A 16,926-nucleotide genomic window follows, 5' to 3' on the forward strand; every position below is an offset into this window, starting at 1 on the left:
TTTATGATCTCCAATTATCTTTATTATTTAGATGCTTTCCTTTTGTAGCAATTCTTCTAAAAGAATAGTAGCTCCACCAAGATGATCTTTCATTGATGCAAATTCTTTTTCAGCAGTCTCTAAATTGTTACCTCTGCGAATACACGTCAACAGTCTATTTTTAGGCGTATGCGTAGAAGGAACAAACTCTGTTGCAGTCACTTCATAGCCATTTGCCCGCGTTAAACTGATACGAAACATATCCGTAAACTGTGCAGCGATCTCCCTTCTCACCTGTGGGGTATTAAAAACGGGAGTGAGTGGATGAGATATTTTATTTTCTTTCCACTTCCGCGCAAGCTCTGCTTGGCAACAAGGAGCAACTGCAATAAAATCAGCTTTTTCTTTAATCGCGAGAGCTAGCGCCATATCTGTTGCCGTGTCACACGCATGCAATGCTATCACCGCATTGGGTCTTTTTTCATGCGTCCATTTATAGGTAAATAATGAAGCTGTTTCAAATTTTAAAACATCTGCAAAACCTAAATTTTGTGCTCTCTGCTTACAATCATTTATTATTTTTGTGTTTGTATCCACACCAATAATTTCGGCTGTGTGATTCCATTTTTCTTTAAAACACCAAGCCAATAAAAAAGTAAGATAAGATTTTCCACAGCCAGCATCGAGAATGCGCACAACTTTATGTCGCTTAATAAGTTCTGCAAAATGCTCTTCAAGCAAATTGAACATATGATTTATTTGAATAAACTTCTTTACACTGTCCGGAGACATAGAAGCATCGGAGTTTAAAAGTCCAAGCGAACGCAACAATTGAGGTGCATTGAGTGGAGTGATAGTATAGTTCTTCTCTCCCATTAACTTTTTAATTTTTTCGGGTGTCCACCACTTTTGCGCACGAATAGAGAAGTTTTCTGGCTGTAATTCTAAAGTCATTTAATATTATTTACTCACATTGTATAAGCGTTCTAAGAAGACAGCAACACCATCTGCATCATTAGAAACAGTTTTTGCCTTTGCACATTGCAAAGCATATTGATCAGCATTTCCCATTGCCACACCAAGGCCTGCAGATTTAAGCATTTCTGCATCATTCTGCCCATCCCCAAAAGCAATCACATCCTTAGGTTCAATTCCTAAATGTTCACAAACCAACGTCATTGCTGTTCCTTTGTTTGCATTCGAAGCCCCGACTTCAATCCAAGGCCAACCATTGAAAGTACAAAATTGAATTCTAGACATAAAATATTCATCTTGATCTCTTAAAAAAGCTTCACGGTTGCTCTCTGGAGTCAAGAGAATTAAAAAGCTAATAACTTGTTCATCGGGCGGATTTTCTAAATCCAGTTCAAGAACTTCGCTATCATAATGCGAAGTAAATTCATCGACATCAATTGCATTTGGATATAGACAATAGAATCCTCTTGAAGTATCGACTAATAAATTTTGTATACTATATTGTGCATTACCATTTAAAATCATTTTGCATCTATCAAAAATAAGATTGCGATATTTATTTTCAAGATAAGTGAGGGACATTGAATAGCCATCTCTGCTTTTTTTAATATCACTTCCATTTAAAGTAATAATCGGTGTATTTAAATTCAGTTTTTCTGTAACTTTATTAACCGATTTAATTGTTCTACCAGTTGCAATAACAACGTGAATTCCTTGTTCAATAAATGCATTGAGACAATCTAAATTCTTTTGTGATATTTCTTTTTTCGAATTTAATAAAGTTCCATCTAAATCAACAAAAATTGCTTTATATCCAAAACTCATAGATTCCCCTATTGATGCACAAAGAAATAATTTTTATAGAAGCTATAATTTAAGTTAACAAAGCACCTTCTTTAAGATTTTCTGGTAGATAAATCGGACTCACTTTACCGTCTGCTGTGTCTGTAGCAAGCATCATTCCTTCACTCATACCAAACTTCATTTTCCTTGGAGCGAGATTGCTGACAATAATCACTTTACGATTGGCAATTTCTTCAGGTTTAACCCATTCTCTAATTCCAGAAAAGATTTGTCTTTCACCAAGAGTGCCTAAAGAAACAACGAGTCTTAATAATTTATCTGATCCTTCTACATATTCAGCACTTAAAACGGTGCCAACGTGCATTTGTACTTTAGCAAAATCCTGAATAGAAATAGTATTTGAATTTTCTACTGTTACTTCTTTTTTATTTTCTACTTTAATAATTTTCTTTGTCTCAGTTTTCGCACTTGCAGTTTCATTTGCAGGTTTCATTTTTAGTATTTCTGCTGCAATGTCAAGGCGGGCATAGAGTTTAGGTATTTCTTTCAAACTATATTCACTTTGAATGGCAAAAAACTCTTGCGCTCTCGCATAAGAGTGACTGAGATCCGAAGTGTCCTCACCTATACTTTGTAACAGCTCATGCATTTTCTTAGGGAAAAATGGATAAGCTAAATAACCTGCGACACGCAAAACTGCAACACTCGATGCAATGATATTTGCTAATTGTAGTTGACTTTCAGCTTCATTTTTTTTTGCAATATCCCAAGGTTTTTGCTGGGCAATGTGTTTGTCTGTGAGCGAAATAAGCGACCAAATTTCATTTAATGCATCGGCAATTCTAAATTCATCAAATGCAATTTGTACATTCTTTACTGCATTTTTGCAGGCAATTCCAATTTCTTTTTGCTCTTCTATTAATAAATTGTGGGCAAATTTTGGGATTTTATTTGCAAAATACTTTTCCACCATTGTCAATGTTCTTGATAAAAGATTGCCAATTCCATTTGCTAAATCGGAATTGTATCTTTCAAAATAGGATTTCCAAGAAAACTCAATATCTTCACCGGGATTTATTGCCCTAAAAAAATAATTCACAAAAGTATCACGACCATAATGCAATATTTGTTCCACATTAATTCCGTTCCCTAAACTCTTTGACATTTTATGCGAGTCTTGGAGAATCCACCCTGTAATAAGTAATTTTGGTAAAGGGATATCGAGCGATAGACACATTGCAGGCCAAAATATCCCATGAAACTTTAAGATATCTTTTCCTAAAATATGATGTGCATTTTGCCAATATTCACTCGAATGCGCTTTTTCGATTCCTCCAATACCTGTTACATAGTTCGGCAATGCATCGAACCAGACATAGGCGACATGCTCAGGATCAAAAGGCAGCTCTACGCCCCAAGATAAACGAGATTTGGGACGAGAAATACTGAGATCGGTGTCTAAGTTTTCCAGCATGCCCAAAAGTTCATTGATGTATCTTTCTTGACGAGTAATATGTCCTTTCGCAATCAAATCTTTTAATTGTTCACGATATTTTGAAGTTTTAAAGAAATAATTTTTTTCTTTTCTAAGTTCAGCTGGAATTTTGTGGACAAGGCAATTATTATTTTCATCTCTTTCAGTATTAGTTAAATAACCTTCACATTTATAACAATAATAACCTTCATGTTCACCAAAATAAATATCCCCTTTTTTATAACAATAATTCAAAATATTTTGCACATTTTTAATATGCTCTTTATCGGTTGTTCTTATAAAGATATCATTATTTATCTCAAATCGCGCGAATTCTTTTTTCCATAAAACAGCCATTTCATCGACTAACTGTTGGGGAGATTTATTTAATTCTTTTGCTTTTGTCTCTACAGCTTCTCCATGCTCATCTAGTCCTGTTAAAAATTTAACTTTTGCTCCACGCTGTTCATAATGAGTCTTTAATGTGCTTGCTAAAATAGTGGCATAAACATGTCCTGCATGAGGAGTTCCATTTGCATAATAAATTGGAGTTGTAAAATATTTATAACTATCTGTCATTTCTGCTCTCTTTCAATTCAAAATAAAAAACTGGACACCGCATGGAATACAGTATCCAGTTTAACGTAAATCTCATGCCTAAACAGGAAAAAAAATGTTCTTATTTAATACGACCTGGTAGTCTGAGTCCAGGAACAATCTCGGCATTTTTAATGCCGACTTTTCCAGCAGCAATTTCACGCAAAGCGGTTACTGCTTCTTTATTTTTGCATTCAACAAGAGCATCACTTCCCTTTTGAAGTTGACGCATACGACGAGCCGCCAGCATAACAACAACAAAGCGGTTTGGAATTTGATCGAGGCAATCTTGAACTGAAATACGAGCCATGTTGCTTCCTTTAAAAAAGAGCAAAAGGTGAGTGAAGATACTGCACAAGCAGCGATCCTTTCTTTGTAGCAATAGCTCAAGCATGCGTCAACACGTTTTTATTTTAGAGGTTGGAATTTTGGCTCAGTTTTCCTAACATCATATGGACGAAAGATTTAAGCGTTAAAAGCGCTCTAGGAGAAAATAAATGGACTCGCGTTTTACTACCAAAAGAATAATAATTTCAATTGTTTCAATATCTGCTGTGGCTTTTGCCATTTATCAGGCTCAAAATTCAAGTAATGGGAATGATTTAAATAATGTCAAAGAGAAGAAAAGCACTCTCTATGTAGCCTTCGATTCTAAAATACAATCAGGTGATCCTCGTTTGATTGGTAGCGATCCAAATAGTCAATATATTGAAAATTTAAGGTTTTTGCCCCTGATAGGTTTTGATGAAAATGGCAAACTGCAGAACTTTTTAGTGGATGAAATTATACCTATCACAAATAAGTCTTGGCTTATAAAAATCAAAAAAGATATCAAGTTCAGCAATGGTTCAAATCTTTCTGCTGAAGATGTTGTAGCTACCTATAATGCCATAATGAATCCAGAAAAAAGCTTTCCACCAAGCCCAAGAAAAGCAGCATTTAATAGCGTCACGGTTTTTAAGGCTAAAACTCCATATGAGATTCTAATAGAGTTAAAGGATCCCGATGCCTCCTTTTTAAATAACCTTGTCATAGGTATCCTGCCAAAAGAAGCAATATTAACAGCAGGTCCCAATAAGATTGATAATCTAGGCTATGAAAGTGGTCCCTATATTTTGAAAAAAGCGGACGCAACCAGCTGGCTTCTCTCCCGCAATGAAAATTATAATTTTGCTGAAAAGCCAAAAATGGAAAATCTTAATTTTAAAATTATTTCAGATAGTGGGACACGGTATGCAGCACTCATAAAAGGGGATATTGATCTTGCACAAAATGCTATTGATCCAGACAAAGTCGCACTTATTCAAAAATCAATGAATGATAAATTCCAGATTCTGAGCGCCCCAAAGTTAGCAACAACATATCTAGCTTTTAATTTTCGTGACCCTATTTTTAGTAATTTAAAAGTAAGACAAGCGATTGCTTATGCTATTGATCGAAAAAGTTTATTGCAATTCCGCTTACAGGGGCAAGGTACTTTAGCAAAAGGAATGTTCCCTGCTAATAATTTTTATTATGACAGTTCTCTTCCAGAAGTTCAATTTGATCCACAAAGAGCAAAAACCCTGTTAAAAGAAGCAAACATTCAAGATCCTATTGCTTTTGCCATAAAAGTATCAAGTAGCAATAAATCAACTGTTGAAATTGCAAAAGCAATAGCCGCAAATTTAAAAGATGTAGGTTTTCAACCATCAGTCGAAATGCTAGAAAACAGTGTATTTTTAGACCAATTAAAAAAAGGTGTGGCCAGTGTTTGGATCTCTCCTTGGGTTGGTTTTAAAGATCCCGATCACTTACGCTTTGTTTTTGCCACCAACATGGTTGCACCTGCTGGTGGGAATCGTGGCGCATATTCTAATCCAAATATAGATGATCTTTTACAAGAAGGACGTGAGGAAATTAATCCAGAAAAAAGAAAAATAATATACGATCAAGCACAGCAATTACTCTCAGCTGAATTGCCTTATGTTTACTTATGGCATAGTTTAAATATAGCTGTGACTGGAAAAAATATAGAAGGTTATAAACTTTACGCAGACGGTAGGTACTGGTCAATCGTCAACGTAACAAAAAATTGAAGAATTAATATGTTAAAAGTCCTTTTCCAACGTTTCTTACAATTGCTATTTGTTTTATGGGGAATTTCAACAATTATTTTTTTTCTGCAAAGAATGATTCCAGGAAGCCCAGCAGATAGTATATTAGGAGCGGACGCATCTGAAATTGATAAAGCTGAATGGCTGACTCGTTTTGGGTTAGATTTACCTTTATGGAAACAGTATTACTATTTTATTATTAATTTAATCCAAGGTGATTTAGGAAAAAGTTATCATGATTTTACTCCTGTAATGGAGATCATTCTCCCTAGACTATGGCAAACAATGCAATTAGCATCCGTTTCATTTATTTTTTCTCTTTTATTGGCAACTTTTTTTGGCATGATAAGCGCTGCTAAAGCTGGCAAATTTGCCGATAAAACATCAGCTATCGTTTCTTTACTTGCAATATCGGCTCCTAGTTTTATCATCGGTCCCATTTTAATGTGGATTTTCTCTGTTAAACTTGAAATATTTCCATTGCTAGGCAATGAAGGGGCATCTTCATTTGTTTTACCTGCTATCACTCTCGGCGCATCCCTCGCAGCTTTTTCAAGTCGCATGATCCGCAGCGGAATAGTCGATGTCCTTCAAGAAGATTATATTCGCACAGCAAAAAGCAAAGGTCTTTCTGCCTTTCAAGTTTTAACTAAACATGCTTTGCGTAATGCATTTCTTCCAACTCTCACAATTTTAGGAATGCAACTTGGAGTTCTTCTGAGCGGGGCTGTTATTACTGAGCAAATATTTAATTGGCCTGGATTAGGCAGTCTCGTCGTTGAGGCTGTTCAACAACGAGAATATAATGTCGTCTCAGGATGCGTTATTGTTATGGCTACTATATATGTCATTTGTAACCTTATTGTAGATATTCTTTACCGCATTTTTGATCCGAGGGTCCGTTTTTCATGAAAGACTTTGTCTTCCGGTTTTTTAAAATTTTAAGTCGTGATAAATTTGCAATTGTATCAGCATTTATTCTTTTATTTTGGATTATGATAGCTTTCTTCCCAATTATAATCCCTTATTTTGCAAATATTCCCATAGTTCTGCAAGATAGACTCGCAAATCCATCTGCTAAATTCTGGCTAGGGGTTGATGGAAATGGCCAAAGCGTCGGCTTGCTCATTATGAATGGCGCTTCGACTTCTTTAATAGTAAGTCTATTTACCGTCAGTATGAGCCTATTTGTTGGTATTCCGCTGGGAGCAATCGCAGGTTTTTTTGGTGGGAAAATCGATATTCTGATTTCTCGTTTTATCGATATTCTTCTTGCTTTTCCCCCCATGGTACTACCTATTGCTATCATGGCTTTTTTTGGAGGCGGCCTGCTGAACGTTGTTATAGCTTTGAGCTTAACAGGCTGGGTAAGTTATGCACGGGTAGTACGGGGACAGTTCTTATCCTTTAAAGAACGTGAATTTGTTGTTGCTGCCCAATCGCTGGGAGCCTCTCCGACACGTGTCATGTTCAAGCATATTTTTCCAAATACGATTTCACCCTTAGCCGTACAAGCAACATTCTCACTTGCTGGAGTCATTATTGCTGAAGCGGGCCTGAGTTTCTTAGGTCTAGGCGTCAGCCAATCACACGTGAGTTGGGGAGGGCTTTTAAACTCAGCACGGGACTATTTAACGACCAATCCAACACTTGCTTTTTTCCCTGCAATAGCCTTATTTTCAGTTGTTGCAAGCCTAAACTTTATTGGCGAAACTCTACGATTGACGTTTGATCCAAAAAGTATCGGCGCAGGGCGCATGTAAAAATCAAAGGAAACTATGAATGAATGAAATTTTTACACCTATTTCAATTGGTGAGCTTTTAGATAAAATTACGATTCTCCAAATCAAGTCAGCACAAATTAAAGACTCAGAAAAACTTGTAAATATTAATAAAGAGCTTCAATTATTAATTGATGTCTGCCAAAAAAACAAGATCAATATCCAAGACGATCTTGTTCATACCTTGAAAAAACACAACGAAGAACTGTGGGATATTGAAGATCAGATTCGCGATAAAGAACGCGCAAAAGAATTCGATGAAGAGTTTATTCGTCTTGCCCGCGCTGTGTATTTTACGAACGACAAAAGAGCGGACATCAAAAAGAAAATCAATTTACAGTCTGGAAGTTCTTTAGTTGAAGAGAAAAGTTATAATAAATATTAAATTATTTATTATATAAATCTAGAAAGTTTTTCCCCATTAGCTTTCGATAACTTGGAATATTCAAAAAATCGATAAATTCTGAAACTTCTAAAATTCGCTCATACATTCTAGCACCTACCCGTTCAAGCATAGTTTGTGTCCAAAATGATTCATTTACAGGAATATTTCCCGTTAAAGCATCTGGTTTTCCGCTTGGACTCCAATAATTGCTCTTAGGTTTATGAGTAGTAAGCGGAATTTCTTTTTCATCATACTTAAAATTTTGCGGCAAATAATTTGTCGTTATAATCGTGATTTTTTTTGCGTTGTAACGAGAATTAATAAGGTCATCAAGTTTTTCTAATTGCCACTCATTTTCGTTGCGTCCCTTACCAAACTCATCAATAATTAATATATCAACTTCTATCAAATGCTTCAGAATAGAAAAGCCTGATCTTTTCTGTTCATACTCTGCTTTTAATTGATTTAATAAAAATTGAAATTCAACAAATCGCCCCGTCAAATTGTGATTCATGATAAGATTTTTGAGTGAGGCTGTTGCAAGCAATGTTTTTCCAGATCCTACAGGGCCAGTTAATGTCATAAAATATTTATGATTACTCGCTTTGCCACCTTTAATTATGGCAGCAGAACTGTCACAAAAACTTTCCATTTTATGAATATTTTCGTTCATTTTCTTACGTTGAAAATCATTTAAATGCTCAAAACGAAAAGATTGAAAATCTGCTTCCATATATTTACAAGGAATTTCTGCTTGATTTAATAATTCAACAATTCTTTCTGTATGAGTGCAAGCACATGTGTTCGGACTGATATTTTCGATAGAATGCTCAAATTCACCGTCGTCCGTTTCAAAGACATGCACTTCTTTTAATACCCTGTGCCCAGTCCCTTCGCAAAGACGACATTGCAAACGGGGGTTGCAGGCAGGACAAACAGCAAAACGAAATTTGTTTGCAGATCGCTCGATATATATAGGTTCGCTGTCATCTTGTTCTTCGTGACTCTCGTCTAATTCTTCCTCAAGGTCTTTGGCTTGTGGCATAAAATAATCGCTCTTACCGCAAAGACATTTTGGCATAAGAGTGACAGAGGCACCCTCTTCACTTTCTCTCAATTCAATTAAATTTTGTAAGGAAGAAAAAATTTCTTCAAACGATCTGCTCGAACTCATTTTTAACTCTCTAAAATTCTGTTGATTTGATTAAAACTGTATGCACCCGCCGAGACAAAGGAACTAAAGTTGAGGGAAATGGTCTTGCTTTGTGCTTACATTCTTCAGCATACTCAAACATAACCTGTGCAATAAATTCTGGTTTTAAGCCAGCATCTTCCCAAGATTTTAAAATATCGAGATCAGCAGAAGAGAGGGACAATCCTCTTCCTCTTAAATCGAGAAACAAATGCACCAACATGGAGTACTCAGTTGGAAAGCTTTTTGAAATCGATGTCATATTTTTGATATCCGATGCTCACTCATACACAACGAGCATCAGACTTCCTTATTGATTAAAGGCAGCGACCCATTTTCCATGAAAATCCAGCCGTAGTTCCCAATTCTTCTTCTATACGAATGAGTTGATTGTATTTTGCAATACGATCTGTTCTCGATGCGCTTCCTGTTTTTATTTGTCCAGAGTTTGTTGCGACTGCTAAATCCGCAATAAATGTATCTTCTGTTTCACCGCTGCGGTGCGAGATAATTGTTGTGTAACCATTTGTTTTAGCAAGTTCAATCGTTTTTAGAGTCTCTGTCACTGTTCCGATTTGATTTAATTTAATCAGAATGGAGTTCGCAGTTCCTCTTTCAATACCTTTTTGCAAAAGTTTATGATTTGTAACAAATAGATCATCACCTACCAACTGAACTTTGTTGCCAACGCGTTCAGTCAATAATTTCCAACCTTCCCAATCATTTTCATCGAGACCATCTTCAATACTTACAATTGGGTATTTATTGCATAGTTTTTCATAAATATCAACCATTTCTACAGATGTTTTTTGAGATCCTTCAGCAGCTAAATGGTATTTCCCATCTTTGAAAAAAGAACTTGCCGCAACGTCGAGTGCAAAACTAATTTGACTCCCAATTTTATAACCCGATTTTTCAATTGCAGAAACAAGTAATTGAAGAGCTTCTTCATTGCTCCCTAAGTTTGGTGCAAAACCACCTTCATCACCCACAGTCGTTGCAAGTTTCTTTTCAGTTAATACTTTTTTGAGTGTGTGAAAAACTTCAACTCCTGCACGCAGTGCGTCGGAAAAGTTAGAAAAACCGTGTGGAACAAGCATAAACTCTTGGAAATCAAGATTATTATCTGCATGTGCGCCGCCGTTAATCACATTCATAAGTGGAACAGGAATAGTTTTAGCAAAAGTGCCGCCTAGATAACGATACAAAGGCAAGCCCACTTCTTCTGCCGCAGCGCGAGCGCATGCCATTGATACAGCTAAAATTGCGTTTGCTCCTAATTTTGATTTATTTTCAGTACCATCAATTTCAATTAAAAGATCATCTATTGCAACTTGATCGGAAACTTCAACCACACCTTCTAAACGAGGTGCGATGTATTGATCTACATTATCAACTGCTTTTAAAACGCTTTTTCCTAAATAAATTGCTTTGTCTCCATCGCGTAATTCACAAGCTTCATGCTCACCTGTGCTTGCGCCAGATGGAACAGATGCGCGTCCGACATAACCTTCTGCAGTTAAAACTTCGACTTCGACAGTTGGATTTCCTCTAGAATCAAGCACTTGACGTGCACGAATGGAATCGATGAGTGACATAGTTTCTCCTTTTTTTGATAAAAAAACAGGCAAAATGTTCTGCCCATTCTTCCCTCTGTTATGCTACAAATTTATTGACTCATCAATAGTTCTGCAAATTGAGATTGGGTTGTGCCGATTATACGCTAGCTTTATTACATTTTTTCTATTTGGCTATTGACTTGAGCAGTCAATTACCTGTATTTAAGTAACAGGAGCATGCAGATCTACCATTTTGAAATAACTATCCGTCAAGTTTGACGCAAAAAAATGGGTTAGGCATTTTTGCTTCTGATATTTCTCACAAAGGAGGCGTTCCCTATGGCTAAGCCAGAGACTGTTTCAACGAGTCAAATGATTGCAAATGTTGCTGCTAAATTTGATCAACTTCCAAAGAAAATAACTAAGGAAGTGATTGCAGATTTTCTCAACACAGTAGAAAGTGAAGTTGCTTCTGGTAAGAAACTTCGCATAGACAAAATTGGTATTCTTCAAGTTAAGGAGCGCGCACCACGCATGGGACGCAATCCACAAACGGGTGAAGAAATCAAAATTCCTGCTTCTAAGAAAATCGCTTTCCGCGCTGCAAAATCATTGAAAGAACAAGTTACTGGTTCTCGTGCGTCTGCTAAAGCTAAAAAACCTGCTGCTGCTGCGGTTAAAAAGAAAAAATAACCACGCAAAAGCTAATTTTTATAAAACTAAAAGTCAGTTGCTTTTTTTCTGACTTTTAGTTTTTTTTGAATTCAGCCATATCTTATATAAGAATAATTAGTCTGAGCATCACTTTTAAGTTTCTTATTAGTATCATTTTCTTGTTTTAATATAGTTTTACCATTTTTTTGTCATTAAAAATAATTAGAAAATAAATTTCTTATTTTCTAATTATAAAATCCTGTTATATAATACGTATATAATCATCATGAATCAACCAAATCTTATAAAACTATTTAAATTACTATCATCCTTATTTTTTGCTGATGGATCATTAATATATAACTGCTCATTCCAAAAGGAGGCGAAATAATAAACAGTATCATCCGCCACTTTTAGTGGCTGATGAAAAAAGCCTTTTGCGCAACCAATTCCTAAATTTTCTAGATAGTTTTTAGAAATAATTAAGATATTTTTATCATTTATTTTCACCAAAAACCCCTTTACCCTTGGATAAATATTGTTAGGATATCTTAATAAATAGTAATTTTTTTTATTTTCAATGTTTGTACACTTTATATAGTAATTTTCGTCACTTTTATTCAATATATTTTCTACTTCTTTTCCTTGAATATTCATAGTGCCAAAAAAATTAATCACAAAAATTAAACTATAAATTTTTTTCATATTTGTCGCTTTCTAATGATAATAACTATCTCCATATCTTGTATATTCCAAACTCGTCATTTCTTCTATATTTTTGTAATCAATTGTTCTGCTCCCATCTATTAAAATGTAACTGTCCTTTTTCTTTACAGCAAAATAAAACACACTTTCTTGATTCGGTTTAACAGGCTGAATGAAGTAATCGCTTTTACAAGTTATTTTAAATTTTTTGTATTCTTCATTTTTTACCTCAATTAAACTTTTTTCAGTATTATCATTATATTTTATTGCTGAGTATAATTGCACCCCTTTAATCATTAAATATTCATTATTTTTATCTTTAGGGTAATAAAAATTTTTTTGATTATTTTTATTTGTACAAATTATATAAAAATCTCTCTCTTCACCATACATTTTATAGTCTTTATTATCAGAATAGACTTCAGAAACCATGCCTAATTCTAACACAACAGCAAAAACACTTAAAATTCTCATTAATTCACCTTTTTAACAAAGCTATTACAAAGAAATAAATTCATATTTTAATTAAGAGAATTTAAATGGATATACATAGAAATATATCAACCTCTTTTAAAATTTTATAGTATGTTTACATTGTCAATTCTACAGATTATCAATTTTTTTTATTAGTATCCATAACTAAAAAATAATAACAGAAGTGCTTATAGAATCGATAATATTTTATATTCCAAAATAAAAAACAGAAAAAAATCCATTTCAAAAAATCCTTTTAGAAATTTCGAGATTGATAATAAATCCACTCATTTTTTTTGAGCCAAATTTATTAGTGGAATATTAGATGCTACTTAGTTTAAAATTCAAGATTATCTTGACTGACTTTAAAATTTTCTCTGTTAAAATATGAAAAAATAAAAGTTCCGATATATATTAAAATTATAAAATATAAAATAAATTGCCAATTAGAATAATTCATCGATCCATCTCTATGACTCATAAGTGAAATAAAACTTGCGGCAACCGCTCCCGATGAAAACTGTAAAAATTGAAAAAAGCCCATACACTGACCCGTATGATCTTTTTTTACACTGAGCATAGCAACTTTATTGGAAGCAGCCATTGAGATAGCCCCAGTCATTCCTAAAACAATATAGGCTAGTAAAATTAATAAAAATGAGTTTGGCTTTGCCAGCAACAAGAAGATCCTTAGACACGAAAAAATATACTTCTTGTTTTTAAATATTTCCTCAGGGAAAATTCCGAATAAGGAGAAAAATTCTCTATCTTTTTTCAAATTGTTTATTTCTTTAACTTCATCGATATATTTAAAACCTAAGATAAACGCAAAAAATGCAAGAACGAATTGAAAGACAAATATAAAAGACCAATGTGAATATCTTGTTATAAAAGCACCCACAACCGGGGAAATAAGGGTCGATGACGAAAGGGTTGCTGCAAAAATACCAAACGCCCAACCTATTTTATTTTCGGGAAAAATAATTCTAATAAGCTTCATTTGCGCAGAAACAATGATAGCATCTGCAATTCCTTGCAATGCTTGCGTAACAAGAAAAAAATAAAAAGATTTTAATAGAATTGATATTAAGCTAAAAACACACGATAAAATAAACATGCCTATGCCAATTAAATACATTTTTTTTGCTGGATTTCGGTCTACAACCTTCCCGAAAAACAAAAGTGAAATGCTAAAGAATGAAAAAAATATTGCATTTCGCCAAAATGAGGTTGAAAGACTTGTTAGAAAAGTGACTGATATTTTATCCATGACTAAGTTGATCATGGATGAGCTCATAACCCCAGCAATGACCCCAACGGATATCATAATAATTAACAATAAATCTTTTTTATCCTCTGCTATTTTATGCTTCATACTTACCTAATATGTCTGGAATTATAGAATATTAACGTTCATAGCAATTCCTTATCACACTCATTCCGTAATACACAATTTATCCACAATTCCACCCACAGATTGTTTGTTGTGCCTGAGAAATTTAAATGATAGAAAAAGCAGGTGTTTTTGAGCAAAAGGAGTGCCCCGTGACAGAATTTGATGCTTTTGGTAAAGCCTTTGACCCCGCACAGACCGAGTCAAAGCTCCGTGATTATTGGAAAAAAAATAATTTTTACAAATCGGTAAGAAACCCTAATAAAAAACCTTACACGATCACTATGCCCCCGCCAAACGTCACGGGCGACCTCACCATGGGGCATATGATGTTCACCTTGCAGGACATTCTTATCCGTTGGCACAGAGCCAAAGGTTTTGAAACCTGCTGGATCCCAGGCACAGATCACGCAAGTATTGCAACCGAAGCAAAAGTCACGAAATTACTCGCCGATCAAGGAATTTCTAAACGAGAAATTGGCCGCGAAGCATTTTTAAAACATGCTTTTGAATGGAAAGAAAAATACGGTGGACGCATTATCGACAGTTTAAACACCCTTGGCATAAGCTGCGATTGGTCACGCAATACCTTTACAATGGATGACAAATACTCATCCGGCGTAATTAAAGCCATAGTTAAACTTTATAAAGACGGACTTATTTACAAAAGTCAACGCTTAGTGAACTGGTGCCCCGTTAGTCAATCGGTTATTTCGGACGAAGAAGTTTTGCCAGAAGAACGCAGTGGTTCACTTTGGCACATTCGTTACGTAGTAGAAGACAATCCTAAACAAAGTATTGTGGTTGCAACCACCCGTCCTGAGACTTTATTTGGCGATTTAGCCGTTGCTGTCCATCCAAGCGATGAACGTTATGCGCATTTAATCGGTAAAAATGTTATCGTTCCTGTGTGCAACCGTTCTATACCAGTTATTGCAGACCACTATGTTGAAAAAGAATTCGGCACGGGGATCGTAAAAATCACGCCTGCGCACGACATGAATGACTTTGAAGTGGGCAAACGCCACAAACTCGGTCTTCTTAATATTATGCATCCAAATGCTACCTTAAATGACAACGTTCCTACAGAATATCGTGGGCTCGATCGCTATGTGGCGCGCAAAAAACTCATTGCCGAACTCGACTCCATTGGTTTACTCGACAAAATCACTCCGCATAAACTTGTCGTGGGTATTTCAGAACGAGGAAATGTGCCCATTGAATACTATCTAAGTGAACAATGGTACATAAAAATGGATAAACTGGCAGAAATGACTTTGAATGCCACCCGTTCTGGCAAGCTCAAGCTCATTCCAGCTCACCAAGAAAAAACCTGGGAACATTGGCTCACAAATATTCAAGACTGGTGTATTTCTCGCCAACTTTGGTGGGGACACCGCCTCCCCATTTACACTTGTCAAAGCTGTAAGCATATTCACTGCGAAGAGAGCGCACCCGCCCAGTGCGAAAAGTGTGGAAACAAAGTCTTGCAGCAAGAAGACGATGTCCTCGACACTTGGGCAAGCTCATGGCTTTGGACATTTGCAGTGCACAACTGGGCACATCCAAACTCCGAAGAAAAGAAAGACCTCACCTACTATTATCCCACAGAAGTTATAGTCACAGCTGCTGATATTATCTTTTTTTGGATTGCTAGAATGGTGATGGCTGGTGAATATTTTATGGGTGAAACGCCCTTTAAGCACTGTTACTTTACTCCAATTGTGCGCGACTCTGTTGGTCGAAAAATGAGTAAATCGCTCGGAAACTCACCGGATGTTTCTGGCGTTATGCAAAAATATGGCACCGACGCTATGCGTTTCTCACTCGTAAATCAGATCGTAACAGGTCAAGATATTTTTTGGAGCGATGAATGCTGTGATTTAGGGAAAACATTTGCAAATAAAGTTTGGAATGCAACCCGTTTCCTTACGATGAACGCAGTGAAACTCGACATCGATCCAGCACAAATCTCATTTGATGATTTAAAACTTCGCTCAAATGACACAATTATGGGCTGGATTACCAGCGAGTTCTTCCATGTTGTCAGCAAAACTCATGAGAATATTGCTCGTTATGAATTCTCCCAATACACAAGTTCCATGTATGAATTTGTCTGGATGATATATTGTGACTGGTTTGTTGAGCTTATGAAACCACGCATAAGCGACGAAGCAAATAAAGAACTTGCACGGGAGACCATCACCCTTGCTTTCCAAATTTTTGATGGTGTTTTAAGATTATTACACCCAATTATGCCTTTTATAACCGAAGAAATTTGGCAACAATTAAACCCAAGCCGCCAAGGAAAAACCATTGGCTTCGAAAAACTGCCTGAACCAAAAACAGACATGATCGATGCAAATTCAATCCAATATATGCGAGAAGTGCAAGGTGTTGTAGGCGCAGTCAGGACAATTCGCGGTAAATTCAACATTCACCCAGGAACAGATTTATCCGTTTATATGCGTGATTCACACACTCGCTTTGGCAATCTTATCCCACAAATGGAAGCTCTGGCAAAAGCTAAGTTTTATTTTGAAAGTGAGCAACAAGGTTTCTGCGCTCCAGCTCTCATCAATGGCTCTGAAATCTTTGTCAGCCTTGAAGGTCTTGTCGATAAATCCGCAGAACGTGACAGGCTTTTGAAAAAAATTGAAAAAGTTTCAGCTACTATTACTGGAATTGAGCGTAGGCTCAGCAATCAAGAATTTGTGAAGGGCGCTCCCGCTCATATTCTTGACGGAGCTAAAAAACAACTTGAATCCAATCAAAAAGAGCTTGAGATGTTGCAAGACTCTTTGAAAGCGCTTTAAAATAAAGAGAGCATTGAGCTCTCTTTTATCTTTTTTTCTTGG

The 16,926-nt window shown here is 35.7% G+C and carries 16 protein-coding genes; 6 read left to right on the forward strand and 10 right to left on the reverse strand.

Annotated features, from left to right (window positions below; translation table 11 throughout):
• Nucleotides 1-27 precede the first annotated feature (27 nt).
• The 4 genes from EZS29_RS12955 to rpoZ all read right to left on the reverse strand — a co-directional run bounded on the left by EZS29_RS12955 (nucleotide 28) and on the right by rpoZ (nucleotide 4,139).
• Nucleotides 28-933, reverse strand: a complete 906-nt coding sequence (locus tag EZS29_RS12955) for a class I SAM-dependent methyltransferase (protein ID WP_130611511.1) — start codon at nucleotides 931-933, stop codon at nucleotides 28-30.
• Nucleotides 934-939: 6 nt separating this feature from the next.
• A complete protein-coding gene (locus EZS29_RS12960) occupies nucleotides 940-1,779 on the reverse strand; it encodes a Cof-type HAD-IIB family hydrolase (RefSeq protein ID WP_130611514.1) in 840 nt (279 codons plus the stop codon).
• A 49-nt stretch (nucleotides 1,780-1,828) separates the two neighbouring features.
• On the reverse strand, nucleotides 1,829-3,811 hold the full coding sequence (metG, locus tag EZS29_RS12965) for a methionine--tRNA ligase (protein ID WP_130611517.1): 1,983 nt from the start codon (nucleotides 3,809-3,811) through the stop codon (nucleotides 1,829-1,831).
• A 100-nt stretch (nucleotides 3,812-3,911) separates the two neighbouring features.
• Entirely contained in the window at nucleotides 3,912-4,139 is a 228-nt protein-coding gene (gene rpoZ, locus EZS29_RS12970) for a DNA-directed RNA polymerase subunit omega (RefSeq protein ID WP_130611520.1), read from the reverse strand.
• 187 nt (nucleotides 4,140-4,326) lie between these two features.
• Between rpoZ and EZS29_RS12975 the strand changes: the two genes are divergently transcribed.
• The 4 genes from EZS29_RS12975 to EZS29_RS12990 are packed head-to-tail and all read left to right on the forward strand — an operon-like array spanning nucleotide 4,327 to nucleotide 8,091.
• Complete coding sequence (locus EZS29_RS12975; RefSeq protein WP_130611523.1) at nucleotides 4,327-5,907, forward strand: ABC transporter substrate-binding protein; 1,581 nt, start codon at nucleotides 4,327-4,329, stop codon at nucleotides 5,905-5,907.
• Between the two features lie 9 nt (nucleotides 5,908-5,916).
• Nucleotides 5,917-6,837, forward strand: coding sequence for an ABC transporter permease (locus EZS29_RS12980; protein ID WP_130611526.1), 921 nt, complete (start codon nucleotides 5,917-5,919; stop codon nucleotides 6,835-6,837).
• Nucleotides 6,834-7,688: an ABC transporter permease gene (locus tag EZS29_RS12985; protein ID WP_130611529.1), complete on the forward strand. Its 855-nt coding sequence runs from the start codon at nucleotides 6,834-6,836 to the stop codon at nucleotides 7,686-7,688. The genes EZS29_RS12980 and EZS29_RS12985 overlap by 4 nt, the downstream gene beginning before the upstream one ends.
• A gap of 19 nt (nucleotides 7,689-7,707) precedes the next feature.
• Complete coding sequence (locus EZS29_RS12990; RefSeq protein WP_130611532.1) at nucleotides 7,708-8,091, forward strand: DUF6165 family protein; 384 nt, start codon at nucleotides 7,708-7,710, stop codon at nucleotides 8,089-8,091.
• A 1-nt stretch (nucleotide 8,092) separates the two neighbouring features.
• Here the strand turns inward: EZS29_RS12990 and EZS29_RS12995 are convergent, their stop codons facing one another.
• The 3 genes from EZS29_RS12995 to eno are packed head-to-tail and all read right to left on the reverse strand — an operon-like array spanning nucleotide 8,093 to nucleotide 10,881.
• A complete protein-coding gene (locus tag EZS29_RS12995) occupies nucleotides 8,093-9,265 on the reverse strand; it encodes an ATP-binding protein (RefSeq protein WP_130611535.1) in 1,173 nt (390 codons plus the stop codon).
• 10 nt (nucleotides 9,266-9,275) lie between these two features.
• A complete protein-coding gene (locus EZS29_RS13000; RefSeq protein WP_130611538.1) occupies nucleotides 9,276-9,545 on the reverse strand; it encodes a hypothetical protein in 270 nt (89 codons plus the stop codon).
• Nucleotides 9,546-9,600: 55 nt separating this feature from the next.
• Nucleotides 9,601-10,881, reverse strand: a complete 1,281-nt coding sequence (gene eno, locus EZS29_RS13005; protein ID WP_130611542.1) for a phosphopyruvate hydratase — start codon at nucleotides 10,879-10,881, stop codon at nucleotides 9,601-9,603.
• 300 nt (nucleotides 10,882-11,181) lie between these two features.
• On the opposite strand from eno, the gene EZS29_RS13010 reads away from it, so the two are divergent.
• Nucleotides 11,182-11,535 (forward strand): HU family DNA-binding protein, encoded by a 354-nt coding sequence (locus EZS29_RS13010; RefSeq protein ID WP_130611546.1) that lies wholly within the window; start codon nucleotides 11,182-11,184, stop codon nucleotides 11,533-11,535.
• A 252-nt stretch (nucleotides 11,536-11,787) separates the two neighbouring features.
• On the opposite strand, the gene EZS29_RS13015 is transcribed toward EZS29_RS13010, so the two are convergent.
• From EZS29_RS13015 to EZS29_RS13025, 3 genes are all read right to left on the reverse strand, one after another.
• Nucleotides 11,788-12,201, reverse strand: coding sequence for a hypothetical protein (locus EZS29_RS13015; RefSeq protein ID WP_130611549.1), 414 nt, complete (start codon nucleotides 12,199-12,201; stop codon nucleotides 11,788-11,790).
• Nucleotides 12,202-12,213: 12 nt separating this feature from the next.
• Nucleotides 12,214-12,675: a hypothetical protein gene (locus tag EZS29_RS13020; protein WP_130611552.1), complete on the reverse strand. Its 462-nt coding sequence runs from the start codon at nucleotides 12,673-12,675 to the stop codon at nucleotides 12,214-12,216.
• Nucleotides 12,676-13,012: 337 nt separating this feature from the next.
• A complete protein-coding gene (locus EZS29_RS13025) occupies nucleotides 13,013-14,050 on the reverse strand; it encodes an MFS transporter (RefSeq protein WP_130611555.1) in 1,038 nt (345 codons plus the stop codon).
• A gap of 170 nt (nucleotides 14,051-14,220) precedes the next feature.
• Here EZS29_RS13025 and EZS29_RS13030 point away from each other — a divergent pair, with 170 nt between their 5' ends.
• Nucleotides 14,221-16,884, forward strand: coding sequence for a valine--tRNA ligase (locus EZS29_RS13030; RefSeq protein ID WP_172603951.1), 2,664 nt, complete (start codon nucleotides 14,221-14,223; stop codon nucleotides 16,882-16,884).
• The last annotated feature ends 42 nt before the right edge of the window (nucleotides 16,885-16,926 follow it).

Origin of the sequence: Fluviispira sanaruensis, from assembly GCF_004295685.1 — a bacterium.
GTDB classification, from domain to species: domain Bacteria; phylum Bdellovibrionota_B; class Oligoflexia; order Silvanigrellales; family Silvanigrellaceae; genus Silvanigrella; species Silvanigrella sanaruensis.

What these genes read in the sequence shown, in the direction of transcription:
- EZS29_RS12955 (WP_130611511.1), bottom strand. Translation starts at nt 933, where the DNA reads ATGACTTTAGAATTACAGCCAGAAAACTTCTCTATTCGTGCGCAAAAG.
- EZS29_RS12960 (WP_130611514.1), bottom strand. Translation starts at nt 1,779, where the DNA reads ATGAGTTTTGGATATAAAGCAATTTTTGTTGATTTAGATGGAACTTTA.
- metG (WP_130611517.1), bottom strand. Translation starts at nt 3,811, where the DNA reads ATGACAGATAGTTATAAATATTTTACAACTCCAATTTATTATGCAAAT.
- rpoZ (WP_130611520.1), bottom strand. Translation starts at nt 4,139, where the DNA reads ATGGCTCGTATTTCAGTTCAAGATTGCCTCGATCAAATTCCAAACCGC.
- EZS29_RS12975 (WP_130611523.1), top strand. Translation starts at nt 4,327, where the DNA reads ATGGACTCGCGTTTTACTACCAAAAGAATAATAATTTCAATTGTTTCA.
- EZS29_RS12980 (WP_130611526.1), top strand. Translation starts at nt 5,917, where the DNA reads ATGTTAAAAGTCCTTTTCCAACGTTTCTTACAATTGCTATTTGTTTTA.
- EZS29_RS12985 (WP_130611529.1), top strand. Translation starts at nt 6,834, where the DNA reads ATGAAAGACTTTGTCTTCCGGTTTTTTAAAATTTTAAGTCGTGATAAA.
- EZS29_RS12990 (WP_130611532.1), top strand. Translation starts at nt 7,708, where the DNA reads ATGAATGAAATTTTTACACCTATTTCAATTGGTGAGCTTTTAGATAAA.
- EZS29_RS12995 (WP_130611535.1), bottom strand. Translation starts at nt 9,265, where the DNA reads ATGAGTTCGAGCAGATCGTTTGAAGAAATTTTTTCTTCCTTACAAAAT.
- EZS29_RS13000 (WP_130611538.1), bottom strand. Translation starts at nt 9,545, where the DNA reads ATGACATCGATTTCAAAAAGCTTTCCAACTGAGTACTCCATGTTGGTG.
- eno (WP_130611542.1), bottom strand. Translation starts at nt 10,881, where the DNA reads ATGTCACTCATCGATTCCATTCGTGCACGTCAAGTGCTTGATTCTAGA.
- EZS29_RS13010 (WP_130611546.1), top strand. Translation starts at nt 11,182, where the DNA reads ATGGCTAAGCCAGAGACTGTTTCAACGAGTCAAATGATTGCAAATGTT.
- EZS29_RS13015 (WP_130611549.1), bottom strand. Translation starts at nt 12,201, where the DNA reads ATGAAAAAAATTTATAGTTTAATTTTTGTGATTAATTTTTTTGGCACT.
- EZS29_RS13020 (WP_130611552.1), bottom strand. Translation starts at nt 12,675, where the DNA reads ATGAGAATTTTAAGTGTTTTTGCTGTTGTGTTAGAATTAGGCATGGTT.
- EZS29_RS13025 (WP_130611555.1), bottom strand. Translation starts at nt 14,050, where the DNA reads ATGAAGCATAAAATAGCAGAGGATAAAAAAGATTTATTGTTAATTATT.